The organism is Micrococcus sp. KRD077 (assembly GCF_017168505.1).
Taxonomy (GTDB): Bacteria; Actinomycetota; Actinomycetes; order Actinomycetales; family Micrococcaceae; genus Micrococcus; species Micrococcus luteus.
Genome location: NZ_JABFAZ010000020.1, coordinates 81,577 through 96,021, shown reverse-complemented (window position 1 = coordinate 96,021; position 14,445 = coordinate 81,577). Strand labels below are relative to the sequence as shown.

13 protein-coding genes are annotated in these 14,445 nt (G+C 75.7%); 5 read left to right on the top strand and 8 right to left on the bottom strand.

Features of this window, described 5'->3' with window-relative positions:
- Positions 1 to 26 precede the first annotated feature (26 nt).
- On the top strand, positions 27 to 713 hold the full coding sequence (locus J1M39_RS05730; RefSeq protein WP_036314335.1) for a 3'-5' exonuclease: 687 nt from the start codon (positions 27 to 29) through the stop codon (positions 711 to 713).
- Positions 714 to 741: 28 nt separating this feature from the next.
- On the opposite strand, the gene hemL is transcribed toward J1M39_RS05730, so the two are convergent.
- Positions 742 to 2,067 carry a glutamate-1-semialdehyde 2,1-aminomutase gene (gene hemL / locus J1M39_RS05725; RefSeq protein WP_036314334.1) on the bottom strand — a complete coding sequence of 442 codons (1,326 nt, stop codon included), beginning with the start codon at positions 2,065 to 2,067 and terminating at the stop codon, positions 742 to 744.
- Positions 2,064 to 3,050 (bottom strand): porphobilinogen synthase, encoded by a 987-nt coding sequence (gene hemB, locus J1M39_RS05720; RefSeq protein WP_036314332.1) that lies wholly within the window; start codon positions 3,048 to 3,050, stop codon positions 2,064 to 2,066. Before hemB ends, hemL begins: the two co-directional genes overlap by 4 nt.
- Positions 3,051 to 3,157: 107 nt before the next feature.
- On the opposite strand from hemB, the gene brnQ reads away from it, so the two are divergent.
- The 3 genes from brnQ to J1M39_RS05705 all read left to right on the top strand — a co-directional run bounded on the left by brnQ (position 3,158) and on the right by J1M39_RS05705 (position 6,074).
- Complete coding sequence (brnQ, locus tag J1M39_RS05715) at positions 3,158 to 4,552, top strand: branched-chain amino acid transport system II carrier protein (protein ID WP_206496558.1); 1,395 nt, start codon at positions 3,158 to 3,160, stop codon at positions 4,550 to 4,552.
- Positions 4,553 to 4,562: 10 nt separating this feature from the next.
- Positions 4,563 to 5,693 (top strand): NYN domain-containing protein, encoded by a 1,131-nt coding sequence (locus tag J1M39_RS05710; RefSeq protein WP_206496557.1) that lies wholly within the window; start codon positions 4,563 to 4,565, stop codon positions 5,691 to 5,693.
- 99 nt (positions 5,694 to 5,792) lie between these two features.
- A complete protein-coding gene (locus J1M39_RS05705) occupies positions 5,793 to 6,074 on the top strand; it encodes a hypothetical protein (protein WP_061867021.1) in 282 nt (93 codons plus the stop codon).
- A gap of 27 nt (positions 6,075 to 6,101) precedes the next feature.
- Here the strand turns inward: J1M39_RS05705 and J1M39_RS05700 are convergent, their stop codons facing one another.
- From J1M39_RS05700 to hemE, 6 genes are read right to left on the bottom strand one after another with little or no spacing between them, the layout of a single operon-like run.
- On the bottom strand, positions 6,102 to 6,941 hold the full coding sequence (locus tag J1M39_RS05700) for a uroporphyrinogen-III synthase (protein ID WP_061867022.1): 840 nt from the start codon (positions 6,939 to 6,941) through the stop codon (positions 6,102 to 6,104).
- A gap of 1 nt (position 6,942) precedes the next feature.
- Entirely contained in the window at positions 6,943 to 8,076 is a 1,134-nt protein-coding gene (gene hemC / locus J1M39_RS05695) for a hydroxymethylbilane synthase (protein ID WP_206496556.1), read from the bottom strand.
- A 4-nt stretch (positions 8,077 to 8,080) separates the two neighbouring features.
- A complete protein-coding gene (locus tag J1M39_RS05690) occupies positions 8,081 to 9,430 on the bottom strand; it encodes a ferrochelatase (RefSeq protein WP_206496555.1) in 1,350 nt (449 codons plus the stop codon).
- A complete protein-coding gene (gene hemQ / locus J1M39_RS05685; RefSeq protein WP_036314319.1) occupies positions 9,430 to 10,146 on the bottom strand; it encodes a hydrogen peroxide-dependent heme synthase in 717 nt (238 codons plus the stop codon). The genes J1M39_RS05690 and hemQ overlap by 1 nt, the downstream gene beginning before the upstream one ends.
- Before the next feature lie 50 nt (positions 10,147 to 10,196).
- Positions 10,197 to 11,705, bottom strand: coding sequence for a protoporphyrinogen/coproporphyrinogen oxidase (locus tag J1M39_RS05680; protein ID WP_061867025.1), 1,509 nt, complete (start codon positions 11,703 to 11,705; stop codon positions 10,197 to 10,199).
- Positions 11,702 to 12,925, bottom strand: coding sequence for a uroporphyrinogen decarboxylase (gene hemE / locus J1M39_RS05675; protein ID WP_069941430.1), 1,224 nt, complete (start codon positions 12,923 to 12,925; stop codon positions 11,702 to 11,704). Before hemE ends, J1M39_RS05680 begins: the two co-directional genes overlap by 4 nt.
- 136 nt (positions 12,926 to 13,061) lie before the next feature.
- On the opposite strand from hemE, the gene J1M39_RS05670 reads away from it, so the two are divergent.
- The gene (locus tag J1M39_RS05670) at positions 13,062 to 14,414 is read left to right on the top strand and encodes a glutamyl-tRNA reductase (RefSeq protein ID WP_134415727.1); all 1,353 of its coding nucleotides are present in this window, start codon (positions 13,062 to 13,064) and stop codon (positions 14,412 to 14,414) included.
- The last annotated feature ends 31 nt before the right edge of the window (positions 14,415 to 14,445 follow it).

Here is a 14,445-nt window from a genome sequence, read left to right as displayed (position 1 = left end):
CCGCCGGTCCGGGTAGCGTGAGGCGCGTGACTTGGCATGAGAGCATCCGCGCCGGCTTCGACCTCGAGACCACCGGACGTGATCCGCGCACCGCGCTGATCGTGACCGCCACCCTGGTGATGGTGGACGAGCAGGGCCGCGCCGCGTCGTCGGCCGAGTGGCTCGTGGACCCGGGCGTACCCATCCCGGCCGAGGCGGCCGAGGTCCACGGCGTCACCACGGAGCGGGCGCAGGCGGAGGGCATGCCCGCCGCGCAGGGTGTCACGGAGATCACCGAGACCCTGCGGGACCTGTTCGCCGCGGGCATCCCCGTGGTGGCGTTCAACGGCGTGTACGACTTCACGGTGATGGACCGGGAGGCGCGCCACCACGGGCTGACGCCGCTCGAGGCCCGCCCCGTGATCGACCCGTTCGTGCTGGACAAGCAGGTGGACCGGTTCCGCAAGGGCAAGCGCACGCTCTCCGCGGTGTCCGAGCACTACGGGGTGACCCTGGAGAACGCGCACACCTCCGCGGCGGACGCCCTCGCCGCCGTCCAGGTGGCCGACGCCCTGGCCGCCCGGTACGAGCAGCTGCGCGTCGCGCCGGTGGACCTGCACGAGCGGCAGGTCCGCTGGAAGGCCGAGCAGGCGGAGAGCTTCGAGCAGTACCTGCGACGCAAGGACCCGCAGGCCACCGTCTCGCGCCACTGGCCGGTCGAGGCCGAGCGCTGAGCGCCCGGCCCCGACCCGCACCCGGGTCTCAGCCCTGGGGCGTCGCCGCCGCGGCCGCCTTCGCCGCGGCCGGCAGCGCGTCGAGCACCCGGGTGACCGCCGCGTCGTCGTGGGCGGCGGAGACGAACCAGGCCTCGAACACGGACGGCGGCAGGTACACGCCGGAGGCCAGCAGCGACTGGAAGAACGGGGCGTAGCGGAAGACCTCCTGGCCCTGGGCGTCCCGGTAGTCCCGCACGCCGGTGCCGGAGGTGCCGAACGCCAGGGAGAACAGGGTGCCGGCCCGCTGGATCGAGTGGTCCACGCCCTCGGCGTCGAGCGCGGCCACGAGGCCCTCGCGCACGGCGTCCGAGGCGCGCGTCACGGCCGCGTAGACGGCCTCGTCGGCGCGGGAGAGCGTGGCGTGGCCGGCGGCCATGGCCACCGGATTCCCGGAGAGGGTGCCGGCCTGGTACACGGGGCCGAGCGGGGCCAGGTGGTCCATGATCTCGGCGGAGCCGCCCAGGGCGGCCGCGGGCATGCCGCCGCCGATCACCTTGCCGAAGCACCAGACGTCCGGGGTCCAGCCCTCGGGCTGTCCGGACAGGCCCCAGCCGCCCGTGGCGGTGGCGCGGAAGCCGGTGAGCACCTCGTCCCAGATCAGCAGCGCGCCGTGGCGGCGGGTGATCTCGCGCAGGAACGCGTTGAAGCCCTCGGCGGGCTCCACGACGCCCATGTTGCAGGGCACGGCCTCCGTGATGAGCGCGGCGATGCGCTCGCCGTGCTCGGCGAACACGGCCTCGACGGCGGCGCGGTCGTTGTAGTCCACCACGAGGGTCTCGGAGGCGGCGGCCTCGGTGACGCCCGCGGAGCCGGGCAGGGCGGCGGTCGCCACGCCCGAGCCGGCCGCGGCCAGCAGGCCGTCCGAGTGGCCGTGGTAGCAGCCGGCGAACTTCACGATCAGGTTGCGGCCGGTCACGCCGCGGGCCAGGCGCAGGGCCGTCATGGTGGCCTCGGTGCCGGTGGACACGAAGCGCACGCGCTCGACCGGGACCTTGGAGGCGATCAGCTCGGCCAGCGCGGTCTCCTCCAGCGTGGAGGTGCCGAAGCCGAGGCCGCGGTCCACGGCGGCGTGCACGGCCTCGACGACCTCGGGGTGCTGGTGGCCCAGCAGCATGGGGCCCCACGAGCAGACCAGGTCCACGTACTCGTTGCCCTCGACGTCGGTCAGGTACGGGCCGCGTGCGCCGGCCATGAACCGGGGCGTGCCGCCCACCGAGCCGAAGGCGCGCACGGGTGAGTCGACGCCGCCGGGGATGACGGCCTGGGCCGCGGCGAAGGCGGCGGCGTTGGTGGTCGGCTGGGACGCGGTCACAGGGACCCCTCCTTCATCCAGCGGCCGAGCTCGGCCGCCCAGTAGGTGAGCACGGAGTCGGCGCCGGCGCGCCGGATGGAGAGCACGGACTCGACGATCGAGGCCTTCCGGTCGATCCAGCCGTGCGCGGCGGCGGCCTCGATCATCGCGTACTCCCCCGAGATCTGGTACGCGGAGACGGGCACGTCCGCCATGTCCGCCACGTCGCGCACGATGTCCAGGTAGCTCATCGCGGGCTTGACCATCACCATGTCCGCGCCCTCCTCGAGGTCGAGGGCGACCTCGAGCAGGGCCTCGCTCCGGTTGGCGGCGTCCATCTGGTAGGTCTTGCGGTCGCCCGTGAGCTGGGAGTCGACGGCGTCGCGGAACGGCCCGTAGAACGCCGAGGAGTACTTCGCGGCGTAGGCGAGGATCGCGGTCTCGTGGTGGCCGGCGCCCTCGAGGGCCTCCCGGATCACGCGGACCTGGCCGTCCATCATCCCGGAGGGGCCGAGCACGTCCGCACCGGCCTCGGCCTGCGCGACGCCCATCCGGGCGTAGATCTCCAGCGTCGCGTCGTTGTCCACGGCGCCCTCGGCGGTGAGCACGCCGCAGTGGCCGTGGTCGGTGAACTCGTCCAGGCACAGGTCGGACATCACGACGAGCCCGTCCCCCACCTCCGCCTTCACGTCCCGGATGGCCCGGTTCAGGACGCCGTCCGGGTCCAGGGCGGCGCTGCCGACGGCGTCGCGCGTGGTCGGCACGCCGAACAGCATGATGCCGCCCAGGCCCAGCTCGGCGGCCTCGGCCGCGGCGGCCTTGAGCGAGTCCGCGGTGTGCTGCACGACGCCCGGCATCGAGGCGATCGGCACGGGCTCGGCGGCGCCCTCCTTGATGAAGGCCGGCAGGATCAGCTCGGCGGGGTGCAGGCGCGTCTCGGCGGCGAGGCGGCGCATCGCGGCGGACCGGCGCAGACGCCGGGGACGGTGCAGCGGGAAGGACATGACGGGGTCACACGCTCCTGGTTCGGGGACCCGTCCAGTCTAGGCGCGGAGGCTGACCGCGCGCCGGGTACAGTCATGGCGCCCCGTTCGCCGTCGAGAGGCCCGTGATGCCCCCGCGCCTGCGCCCCGGTCAGACCCTGCTGCTGGCCTCGCTCGTCTTCGGCCTGTTCTTCGGCGCCGGCAACCTGATCTTCCCCGCCGGCCTGGGCCGGGATGCGGGCGCCGCGGTCACGCCGGCCACGCTCGGCTTCCTCGTCACGGCGGTGGGGCTGCCGGTCCTGGGCATCGTCGCCTCGGCGGTGACGGGGGCGCGCTCGGTCCGTGAGATGACGGCGCCCGTCTCCCGGCGCTTCGCCGTGGCGTTCACGTGCCTGCTGTACCTGACGATCGGCCCCCTCTTCGCCATCCCCCGCACCGCCACGGTGTCCTATGAGATCGGTGTCGCGCCCCTGGCGGGCGACGGCGGCCTGCGGCTGCTCGGCTTCACGGCGGCGTTCTTCGCGGTCGCCGCGGTGGCGGCGTTCCGTCCGGGCCGGCTCATGGAGTGGGTGGGGCGCTACCTGACCCCGGCGTTCCTGGTCCTGCTCGGCGCCCTGATGGCGGCCGCCGTCGTGGCCCCGATGAGCACGGGCGCCCTGCCCTCGCCGACCCCCGCCTACGCCGACGGGGCGCTCGTGCGGGGCCTGCTGGACGGCTACAACACCATGGACGCGCTCGCCTCGCTCGCCTTCGCGGTCGTGATCGTCGACGCCGCCCGGCGCCTGGGCGTGACGGGCCCGCGCCGCATGGCGGTGGAGCTGGGCAAGGCGGGGCTGCTCGGCGGTGCGGCGATGGCGGTGGTCTACGCCTCCCTGGCGTACGTCGGCGCCACGAGCCACGGCGCGTTCGCGCAGGCCGCGAACGGCGGCGACGTCCTCGCCCGCAGCGCGAGCCACTTCTTCGGCGCGGCGGGCGTGTACCTCATCGCGGCCATCGTCGTCGTCGCGTGCCTGAAGACCTGCATCGGACTGATCGTGGCGTGCACCGAGATGTTCGCGGAGATGTTCCCCGGGTCCTACCGGCTGTGGGCGAGCCTCTTCCTCGTCGTGTCCTTCGCGCTCGCCAACCTGGGCCTGGAGGCGATCATCGCCTGGTCCGTCCCGGTGCTGATGTTCCTCTACCCGATCGCCGTCGTCGTCATCCTGCTCGGCCTCGCCTGGGCCTGGGTGCGGGGCCGCCCGGCGGTGGCCCGCTGGGTGGTCGCCTGCACGGGGCTCGCCGCCTCCTTCGACCTGCTGGGCGCCCTGCCGGAGGCGCTCGCGACGACGACGCCCGTCACCGCCCTGACGGGCCTGGCCGGCCGGGTGCTGCCCGGCTACGCGGTCGGCTTCGGCTGGGTGGTCCCGGCGCTCGTCGGGCTGGTCGTCGGCACGGCGGCCGCCGCCTCGCGGCCCCGCCCGCGCCGGGACGAACGGGAGGCGACCCCGGTCACCGCCCGACACGGGCGCGCCGCCGCCGACTAGGGTGGGACACATGCCCGAACCCACCCCCGCATCCCTGCGCATCGCCGTCCTGATGGACAGCGACAACGTCTCCCCCAAGTTCGCCCCCCTGATCCTCGAGGAGCTCGCCACCTACGGCACCCCCACGATCAAGCGTGCGTACGGCGACTGGACCACGACCAACCTGAACGGCTGGAAGAAGGCGCTGAACCACCACGCGATCCAGCCGGTCCAGCAGTTCGCCTACACCGTGGGCAAGAACTCCTCGGACTCCGCGCTCATCATCGACGCGATGGACCTGCTCTGGATGGGCAACGTGGACGCGTTCGCCCTCGTCTCCTCCGACTCCGACTTCACGCGCCTGGCCACCCGCCTGCGCGAGGGCGGCAAGCGTGTGATCGGCCTGGGCGCCCGCAAGACCCCCGCCTCGCTGCGCAACGCCGTGGACCAGTTCATCTACCTCGAGCTGCTCGGCACGGCCACGGACCACGACGTCGACGACGACGAGACCGGCGAGGACGCCCCTGCCAAGGAGGAGAACGCCAAGGCGTCCGAGGGTTCCGGCCGCTCGGGGTCCCGCCGCGGTGGTCGAGGCCGCGGTCGCGGGGCCAAGACCACCGACGCCACCGACACCCCCGAGGCCACCGACGCGGACGCCGAGGCCCCCATTGCCGACGAGGCCCCTGCTGCCGACGAGGCCCCCGCTGCCGACGAGGCGCCCGCCGGGGACGCCGCCGCAGGCAAGGACGGGAAGGACGGGAAGGGTTCGCAGGCGAAGTCCGGAGCCGGCCGTCGGGGCCGCCGTGCGTCGTCGTCGGACGTCACCGAGGACCCGACCCCGCCCGAGGTGCCGGTCGAAGCCGAGCCCGAGCACGACGAAGCCGAGCACGAGCACGACGAGGCCGACGCCGCCCCGCGCATCGACCTGCAGGCCGCGCTCACCAAGGCCGTCAACGCCACGAGCACCGACGACGGCTGGGCCACGCTGTCCCTGATCGGCCAGCACCTGAGCCGCACCCACGTGGACTTCGACCCGCGCGACTTCGGGCACTCCAAGCTCTCCACCCTCGTGGAGGACCAGCCGTACCTGCGCACCCGCACCGAGGGCCGGACCATGGAGGTCTCGCTGGTCCGGCGCCGCAGCCGCCGCGCCGAGGGCTGAGCGGCACGGCCCGTCGTCCCCCGCGGCCGGCGGGCCGGTCCACCGGCCGTTCGCCCGCCGGCCACCTGTCCACCACGCGCGCCCGGTAGGCTCTCCGCCATGGGGAACACTCTGGGCTTCCTGCGCGGCGTCGACCGCCTGCACGCCTTCTACACGGAGAACGTGCGCATGCTCGCGCACGCGTACGACCTGACGGACGAGGAGGCCTCGGAGCTGCTCGCCAACACGGGCTTCACCAACGTCTCGGTCGCCATCCTGCGCGACCCGCGGGTGGACATCATGGCCGCCGCCACCGGCGTGCCGGAGGACGAGACGCACGACGCCGGCCCGGCGTCGACGGAGGACGACGCGACCGACCGGGACGGCGGCCGCCCCGACTGAGCCTCGCCTCGAGTGCGGACGGGCGGCTCAGGCCGCAGCGCGCAGCACGGCCAGCACTCCGGCCGCGTCCGGCGTGGGGGCCGTCCCGAGCAGGGGCAGACCCCGCCGCGCGCACGTGTCACGGGTCGGCGCGCCGATCGCCACGAGCCGCACCCGCTCCCCCACCAGCGGCGTCAGGCCCGCGGCCACGAACTCCTCCGCCGCGGACGAGCTGGTGAGCACCACGGCGGTCCCCGCCGCGACCGCGGCCAACCGCGCGGGCGTCACGACGTCCCCCCGGCCCTCGTCTGCCGCCCCGTCGAGCAGCCGCCTGCCGACCTGCGCCGGATACGGCACCGTCCGGTAGGCGAGCCCGGTCCGCACGTCCCAGCCCGCCGCGCGCAGGCCGTCGGCGAGGCGGGACCGGGCCCGATCGGACTGGGGCAGCCACGCGCGGGCGCCGCGGGGATGCAGGGCGGCGAGTCCGGCGATCAGGCCATCGGCGGAGCGGTCCTCGGGCGGCAGCCACGGCGCCGCGTCGCAGCCCGCCTCGGTCAGCACCCGTGCCGTGCCCGGTCCGGTGACCGCGATCCGCGCGCCCGCCGGGACATGGCCGTCCCAGCTGACGGCCCTGAGTGCGCGCACGGTGTTGGGGCTCGTCAGCACGAGCCAGCGGGACCCGTCCGAGCGCACCGGCCCGGCCGCATCACCGTCGGCCCCCGCCCAGTCCGCGAGCAGCGCGCGCAGGGGGCCGTCGTCGTCGGGCAGCGCGAAGTCGGTCAGCGGCAGGAAGCCGACCCGCAGCCGCCGCCCCGCCACCTCGGCGCCGGCGAGACCGGCCTCGAGGTCGCCGGCCTGGGCCGGCTGGCGGGTGAGCAGGACGCGCATCTCAGGCCGGGTCGTCGGGCCGCGGGGCGCCGTCGCCCCGGTCCACCCCGCGCACCGTGCCGGGCAGCAGGTCGGCGCCCTCGGCCACGAACTGCTCGGCCACGTGCACGCCGAGTGCCTCCGCGGCCACGAACAGGGTGTCCTCGAGCCACTCGTCGGCGGCCGCCGGGTCGCCGGCCACGTCGGCCGGCACCGGGTCGAGCTGCACGGACGAGGTCCGGCGCAGCACGCGCGAGCCGTCGAGGGCGGCCACCATCGCGGTCATCTCGATGCGCGGCGCGCCGGCCTCGCCGTCGGTCACGCGGGCCACGGCCCCGATCGGCGCGGCGCAGCCGGCCTCGAGGCGGCGCAGCAGGGCCCGCTCGGCGGTGACCGCCACGTGGGTGTCCCGATCGTCGACCAGCTCGAGGGCGGCGTGCAGCCTCCCGACCGGCGCCTGGGGGTCCAGGAGCGCCCGACCGAGGAAGGACTCGTCCTCGGCCCGGATCTCCACGGCCAGGGCGCCCTGCCCGGGGGCGGGCACCATGACCTCCGGGTCGATCCGCTCGGTCATCACGTGGTCCAGGCCGAGCCGGTCGAGCCCGGCACAGGCCAGGATCACGGCGTCGAGGTCACCGCGGGGCGAACCCACGGCGGCCGGGGCGTGGTCGTCGTGCTGCTCCAGCCCGGGCACGCGGGCCAGGCGGGTCTGCACGTTGCCGCGGATGTCCACGAGCTCCAGATCCGGGCGCAGCGCCTTGAGCTGGGCCACGCGGCGCGGAGAGCCCGTGCCCACCCGGGCGCCCTCGGGCAGGGTCGCCAGGGTGAGGCCGTCGCGGGCGCACAGGGCGTCCCGCAGGTCGGCCCGGGCCGGCACCGCGGCGATCTCGAGGGTCTCCGGCTGGGCGGCCGGCAGGTCCTTGAGCGAGTGCACGGCCGCGTCCACGACGCCGTCGAGCACGGCGGCCCGCAGCGCCGAGGCGAACACGCCGGTGCCGCCCAGCGAGGCCAGCGAGCCGGTGGTGACGTCGCCCTCGGTGCGGATCACCACCAGCTCGTGGGCCAGGCCGGAGCGCTCCGTGAGCGCCTCCGCCACGTGGGTGGTCTGCGTGGTCGCCAGGGCGGAGCCCCGGGTGCCGATGCGCAGGGGGGTCACGGTCTCAGGCCTCCTCGGCGGGGGCCGCGGCGCCCGCCTCGTGCTCGGCCAGCCCGCGCACGGCGGCGTCGACCGCGGACGTCGTCGGCCGCGTCGAGCCGTCCCGCATCACCTTGGCGCAGCAGTCCGGCCGGCACACGTCGTACCAGGCCGGGAAGCAGCCGGCCGCGGCGCGGCCCTCGCGGCGGCCCAGCCGCTCCTCCACGATGTCCACGAGCCCGGCCACGAACCGCGGGTCGGTGCCCGGGGTGGGGCTGCGCCGGAACCCCACGCCCAGCCCCTCGGCGGTCTCCTTGGCCTCGGTGTCGAGGTCCCAGACCACCTCCATGTGGTCCGAGACGAAGCCCAGCGGCACGACGACGAAGCCCGCCACGGCGCGCCCCTGCGCGTCCGTCTCGGCGCCCTCGCCCGCGAGGTGCTCCATCGCGTCGTTGATGTCCGGCTCGAGCCACGGCACCGAGGGCGGGCCGGAGCGCGACTGGTACACGAGCGACCACGGCACGTCCGCGGCCTCGGGCACGCCGGCGAGGATCTCGCGGGCCACGTCGAGGTGCTGCGCCGAGTACACGTCCGCACCCTCGTCGCCCGGCTCCGCCCCCGCCTGCGCGCGCAGGTCGGCGGCGAGGCCGCGCGGGCCGGCGGCGGCGGCGTCGGAGGTGGGGATCGAGTGGGTCGCGAAGAGCACGTGGATCCGCGCGTCGTCCCCCAGCTCCGCGCGCAGCGAGGCCAGGTCCGCGCGCAGGCCGTCCCGGAACGGCTCGATGAAGCCGGGGTGGTTGAAGTACTGGCGCGTCTTGTCCAGGTCCACCTTCCCGGTCAGGCCGGTCTGCTCCAGGGCCATGCCCATGTCCTCGCGGTACTGGCGGCACGAGGAGTAGCAGGAGTACGCGGAGGTGGTGACCGTCAGGATGCGGCGGTGCCCGTCGGCGTGCATCCGCGCGAGGGTGTCCGGGAAGTAGGGCTCCCAGTTGCGGTTGCCCCAGTACACGGGCAGGTCCAGGCCGCGGGCGGCCAGCTCGGCCTCGATGGCCGCCTTCAGCGCGCGGTTCTGCGCGTTGATGGGGCTGACGCCGCCGTTGGCGCGGTAGTGGGTGGCGACCTCCTCGAGGCGCTCGTCCGGGATGCCGCGCCCGCGCGTGACGTTGCGCAGGAACGGGATCACGTCGTCCTGACCCTCGGGCCCGCCGAAGGAGGCGAGCAGCAGGGCGTCGTAGTCCTTGGGGGCCATCACGCCGCACACGTCGTAGTCGACGCCGGCGGCGGCCTTCTCGGGCGTCCGGAGGGCCGGGGCGACGCCGGCGTCCGGGCCGGTGTGGACGGGCGCGTCGGCGCGGGGCTCGGGGGCGGCGGTCATCAGGCCAGCACCTCCGCGATCTCGGCGGTCTCCAGACGGCGTCCGGTGTAGAACGGCACCTCGCTGCGCACGTGCAGGCGGGTCTCGTTGTTGCGCAGGTGGCGCATCATGTCCACCAGGTCCGTCAGCTCGTCCGCCTCGAGGCCCAGCAGCCACTCCCAGTCGTTCAGGCCGAACGCGCTGGTGGTGTTCGCCCATACCTGCGGGAAGTCCTGGCCGAGCTGGCCGTGCTCGCGGAGCATGCGGGCCCGCTCCTTCGGGTCCAGCAGGTACCAGTCGTACGAGCGCACGAACGGGTAGAAGCACAGCCACTTCAGGGCCTTGCGGCCCATGGCGAAGGCGGGGACGTGGTCCTTGTTGAACTCGGCCATGCGATCGGCGCCCATGGCCGAGAGCACCATCGTGGTGCCCTCGAGCAGACGGGTGCGGCGCAGTTCGCGGATGGCGGCCTGCAGGTCCTCGGGCACCTGGCCGTACATCCACACCATGACGTCGCCGGCCTCGCGCATGCCCGAGACGTCGTAGACGCCGCGCACGGTCACGCCGGTCTGGGCCACCCGCGCGACGGCCTCGTCGAACTCCTTGGCGGCCTTCTTCGCGTCGCGGCCCTCCAGTCCCAGCCAGCCTGGCTCGCCCTGTGGGCGGGCGAACACGGTGTAGGTGGTGAACCAGTCCTTGCCGGCCTCGGCAGGGGTGGTGGTGCTGTCCTTGGTCATGGTCCTCTTCCTTGAGATCCGATTGCGTCAGGGGTGGTCTGGGGGCGAGGTCAACCCGCGGGCGGCGCGTCGGCGCCGAGGGTGCGGTCCACGCCGGCGACGACGGCGGCCAGCCCGGTGCCGTGCACCCAGCTGCCCACGAGCTCGAGGCCGGGCACGTCCCGTGCCCAGTCGATCAGCGTGTCCGCCTTCGCGCGGTCGGGGCCGGCCTGCGGCGGGATGGAGCGGCGCCAGCGGGTGACGGTGCGGGCGACGACGTCCTCCTCCGCCAGCGGCACCCCGGTGAGAGTCGCCGTGTCCACGAGCGCCTGCGCGAGCAGCTCCTCGTCCGCGCTGCGGTGGCCCAGCGCCTCGGGCCCGCCGCCCTGGCGGCCGTAGGACAGGCGCAGCACGTGGCGATGGGGATGACGGGCGACGCCGCCCTCCTGTGGCCGCGCGACGACCTCGCGCAGCCACGCCCACTTGGCGGTGGCGTGGGTCAGGGCCTTGGCGGCCACGTCCGTCCCGGCGCCGACCAGCACTCCGGTGCCGCGTGGCGCGTCGTCCAGGCCCGCGGCCTCGACGACGAGCGTGGCCAGCGCGATGCCCTCGCCGAGGGCGGGGCCGGCGCCGGGGTCCAGGGCCTCGGCCGAGAGCGGGGCCAGCAGGTCCCAGGCGGTGACGCCGTCCACGGCCAGCACGACGCGGTCCACGTCGAGCCCGCGGACGACCTCGTCGTCCCGGTCCGAGATCTGGGCCCACCAGCCGCCGGTGGCGGGCACGCGGGACAGGGCGGCCACCCGGACACCGCGCAGGACGGTGGCCCCGTCCTCGCGCAGCGCCTCGACGAGCCGGCCGGTGAGGCGGACCATGCCGCCGTCCAGACCGGCCACGAGCGAGCCGGGGGTCCCGGTGGACCGCAGCGCGGCGACGCCCGCGGCCAGCCCGCCGTGCTCCACGGCGGCGGCGAGCAGGCCGGGGGCCACGCGCTCCAGCTCGACGACCGCGGGGTCGGCCGAGTGGACTCCGGCGACGACGGGGGCCACGAGGCGGTCGAGCACCTCGTCGCCGAGGCGGTCGGCCACGACCTGCGCGACGGTCACCGGTTCGCCGGCCGCGAGCGCGGCGGCCCAGCGATCCATGGGGGCCTCGGCGTCCTGCCGGGCGCGCTCCAGGCCGGCCGGCGTGAGGGCGGCGGCGAGGTCCTCGGCGTCGAGGTCGCCCGGGATGCCGACGATGCCGAGACGCGGGGCGCGCACGGGGCCGGCGGGACCGTGCAGCCACGAGCCGAGGGGCTCGGGCGCGACGATCTTCTCGCCCAGCCCGAGCTCCTCCACGAGCGCGCGCACGGCGGCGCCGCGGACGGCGAACGACTCGGCGCCGCCGTCGAGTTCGAGGGTCTGGGTCTCGGGGGCCCCGGTCTCGCCGTGCGAGGGGACGTCGAGGAAGCGCGGGGAGACCGCGCCCCCGAGCACGGAGGTGGCCTCGGCGAGGGTCACGTCCCAGCCCGCCGTGGACAGTCGGTGGGCCGCGACGAGGCCGGCGATGCCGCCGCCGACCACGAGCGCCGTGCCGCTCATGCGCGCTCCTCCCGCTCGGCGGTCTCGACCCCCGGTGCCGGGTCCTGGCCCTCCCGCTCCGGCACGGGCAGGGAGTGGATTAGCTCGACCACGCGGGTCAGCACGGCCGCGTCCGTCTCCGGCGGCACGCCGTGGGCGAGGTTGACGACGTGGCCGGGCGCGACGGCGCCGGAGGCGACGACGTCGCGCACGTGGGCCTCGAGGACCTCCCACGGGGCGGCGAGCAGGGCCGGGTCGATGTTGCCCTGCAGGGGCACGGCGCCGCGTCCGTCGGGGCCGGGGTTCGCGCTGAGCCGGCGGTGCGCCTCGGCGAGCGTGAGGCGGTGGTCCACGCCGACGGCGGTCGCGCCCGCGTCACGCATGTGGTGCAGGAACTCTCCGGTGCCCGTGCCGAAGTGCAGGAGCGGGGCGCCGTCGGGGACGCCGGGCCCGGCGAGGTCGGCGACATGGGCGAGGGCCGCCGTCGAGTGCGGCTGCACGTGCTCGAGGTAGTCGTCCGCCGAGAGCGAACCGGCCCACGAGTCGAACAGCTGCGCGGCGGAGGCGCCGGACTCGAGCTGGGCGCGCAGGAACTGGCCGGACACGGTGGCCGCCCAGCCGGCCAGGGCGGCCCAGGTCTCGGGGTCGGCGTGCATCATGCGTCGCGGGCCGAAGTGGTCGCGGGAGGGACGGCCCTCCACCATGTACGCCGCCAGCGTGAAGGGGGCGCCGGCGAAGCCGATCAGGGGGCGCGGGCCCAGCTCGGCGACGGTGGCCGCGACGGCCTCGCGGATGACGTCCAGGGCGGCGTCCTCGAGGACGGGCAGCGCGGCGACGTCGTCGGCGGTGCGGACGGCCTGGCCGAGCACGGGGCCCACGCCGGGCTGGATCTCCACGTCCACGCCCGCCAGGCGCAGGGGGACCACGATGTCCGAGAAGAAGATCGCTGCGTCGACGTCGTGGCGGCGCACCGGCTGCATCGTGATCTCCCGGACCAGGTCCGGCATGAGGCAGGAGTCGAGCATCCCGATCCCCTCGCGCACCCGGCGGTACTCGGGCAGCGAACGGCCGGCCTGCCGCATGAACCACACGGGGTGGCGGTCGGGGCGCTGGCCGCGCAGCGCGCGAAGGAGCGGGCTGGCCACGGTCGAGCGTGACGGATCCTCGGTGCGCAGCGGGTGCTCGGCGGGCAGTGCCGGGACGGCCGCGGGGGTCTCGGGGGTCTGGGACAGGGCGGACATGCCCCCAGTGTCCCACCGGTCGTGTCCCGGTGGCACATCAGCGTCCTCCGTGAGCGCCGTCACACTGGCCGACGGCACCCGGGTCAGGTCCGCCTTCCCGGACGGGCGGGGCGGTCGGGGCTAGACTTGGCCCGCTGTGACTGTCTTCTCTCTCGTCGCCTCCCACCATGACCTGGACCTGGACACGGTCGCCCGCCTCAGCGCCGGCGCGACCGGGGTCGGGCCCGCCCTGCCCGGCAGCGGCGCGGCGGGCGCCATCGTGCTGGCCACGTGCAACCGCGTGGAGATCTACGCCGAGGCCGACGGGGCCGGCGTCGAGGCCGCCCGCGCGGGGCTGCTGTCCGCCGTCGCCGCCTCCACCTCCCTGCCGGACGAGGACGTGCACGCCGCGTTCCGCACGCTCGACGCCGACGCCACGGCCCGTCACCTCTTCGAGGTCGGCGCCGGACTGGACTCCGCCGTGGTGGGCGAGCGCGAGATCGCCGGTCAGGTCCGACGCGCCCTGACGGCGGCCCAGGAGGCCGGCACCGCCTCGGGCCCGCTCGTCCGCCTCTTCGAGTCCGCCACGCGCACGGCCAAGGACGTCGGCTCCCGCACGGCGCTCGGCGCGGCCGGCCGCTCGGTCGTCTCCGTCGCCCTGGACCTCGCGGAGGAGCTGCGCGGTCTCACCGACGCCGCGGCCCAGCGCGACTTCTGGGCCGGGGCCACCATCCTGCTGATCGGCACGGGCGCCTACGCCGGCACCACGCTCGCGCAGCTGGCGGACCGGGGTGCGACCACCGTCGGCGTGCACTCGGCCTCGGGCCGCGCGGAGCAGTTCGTCGCGGACCGCGGCGGCTGGGCCCTCGCGCTCGGCGGCGAAGCCGTGGCCGGTGCCGTCGCCGAGGCGGACGTGATCATCGGCTCCTCCGGGGGCGAGCGCCAGATCAGCCCCGAGCGCCTGCAGGAGCTGCGCGAGGGCGGACGGCGCCCGCTCACGGTGGTCGACCTGGCCCTCTCGCGCGACTTCGCCCCCGCCGTCGCGGACCTGCCGGACGTCGACCTCATCACCCTCGAGTCGGTGCGGCTGGCCGCCCCCGAACAGGCCGAGGTCGCCGTCGCCGAGGCCCGCGCACTCGTGGACGACGCCGTCGAGGAGTACCGCGCGGCGCAACGCGGCCGCAGTGCCGACGCGGCGATCAAGGCCCTGCGCCGCCACACCCTCGGCGTGCTCGACCGGGAGCTCGAGCGCGTGCGCGCCCGCCACGGCTGCACGGCGGCCGCCGAGGAGGTGGAGTTCGCCCTGCGCCGCATGGTGAACCTGCTCCTGCACGAGCCCAGCGTGCGCGCCAAGCGACTCGCCGCCGAGGGCCGGCTCGACCGCTATGAGGACGCCCTCGAGGCGGTCTTCGGGATCGAGGCCCCCGGCCGCCCCGCCCCTGCCGTGGGCACGGTCGAGGCGGCCTGCCCCGCGCACGAGGACGAGGGCGGCGCCGCGCGCATCGCGTGAGCCCGCCCCGCGCCAGGAGGACCCCGTGACC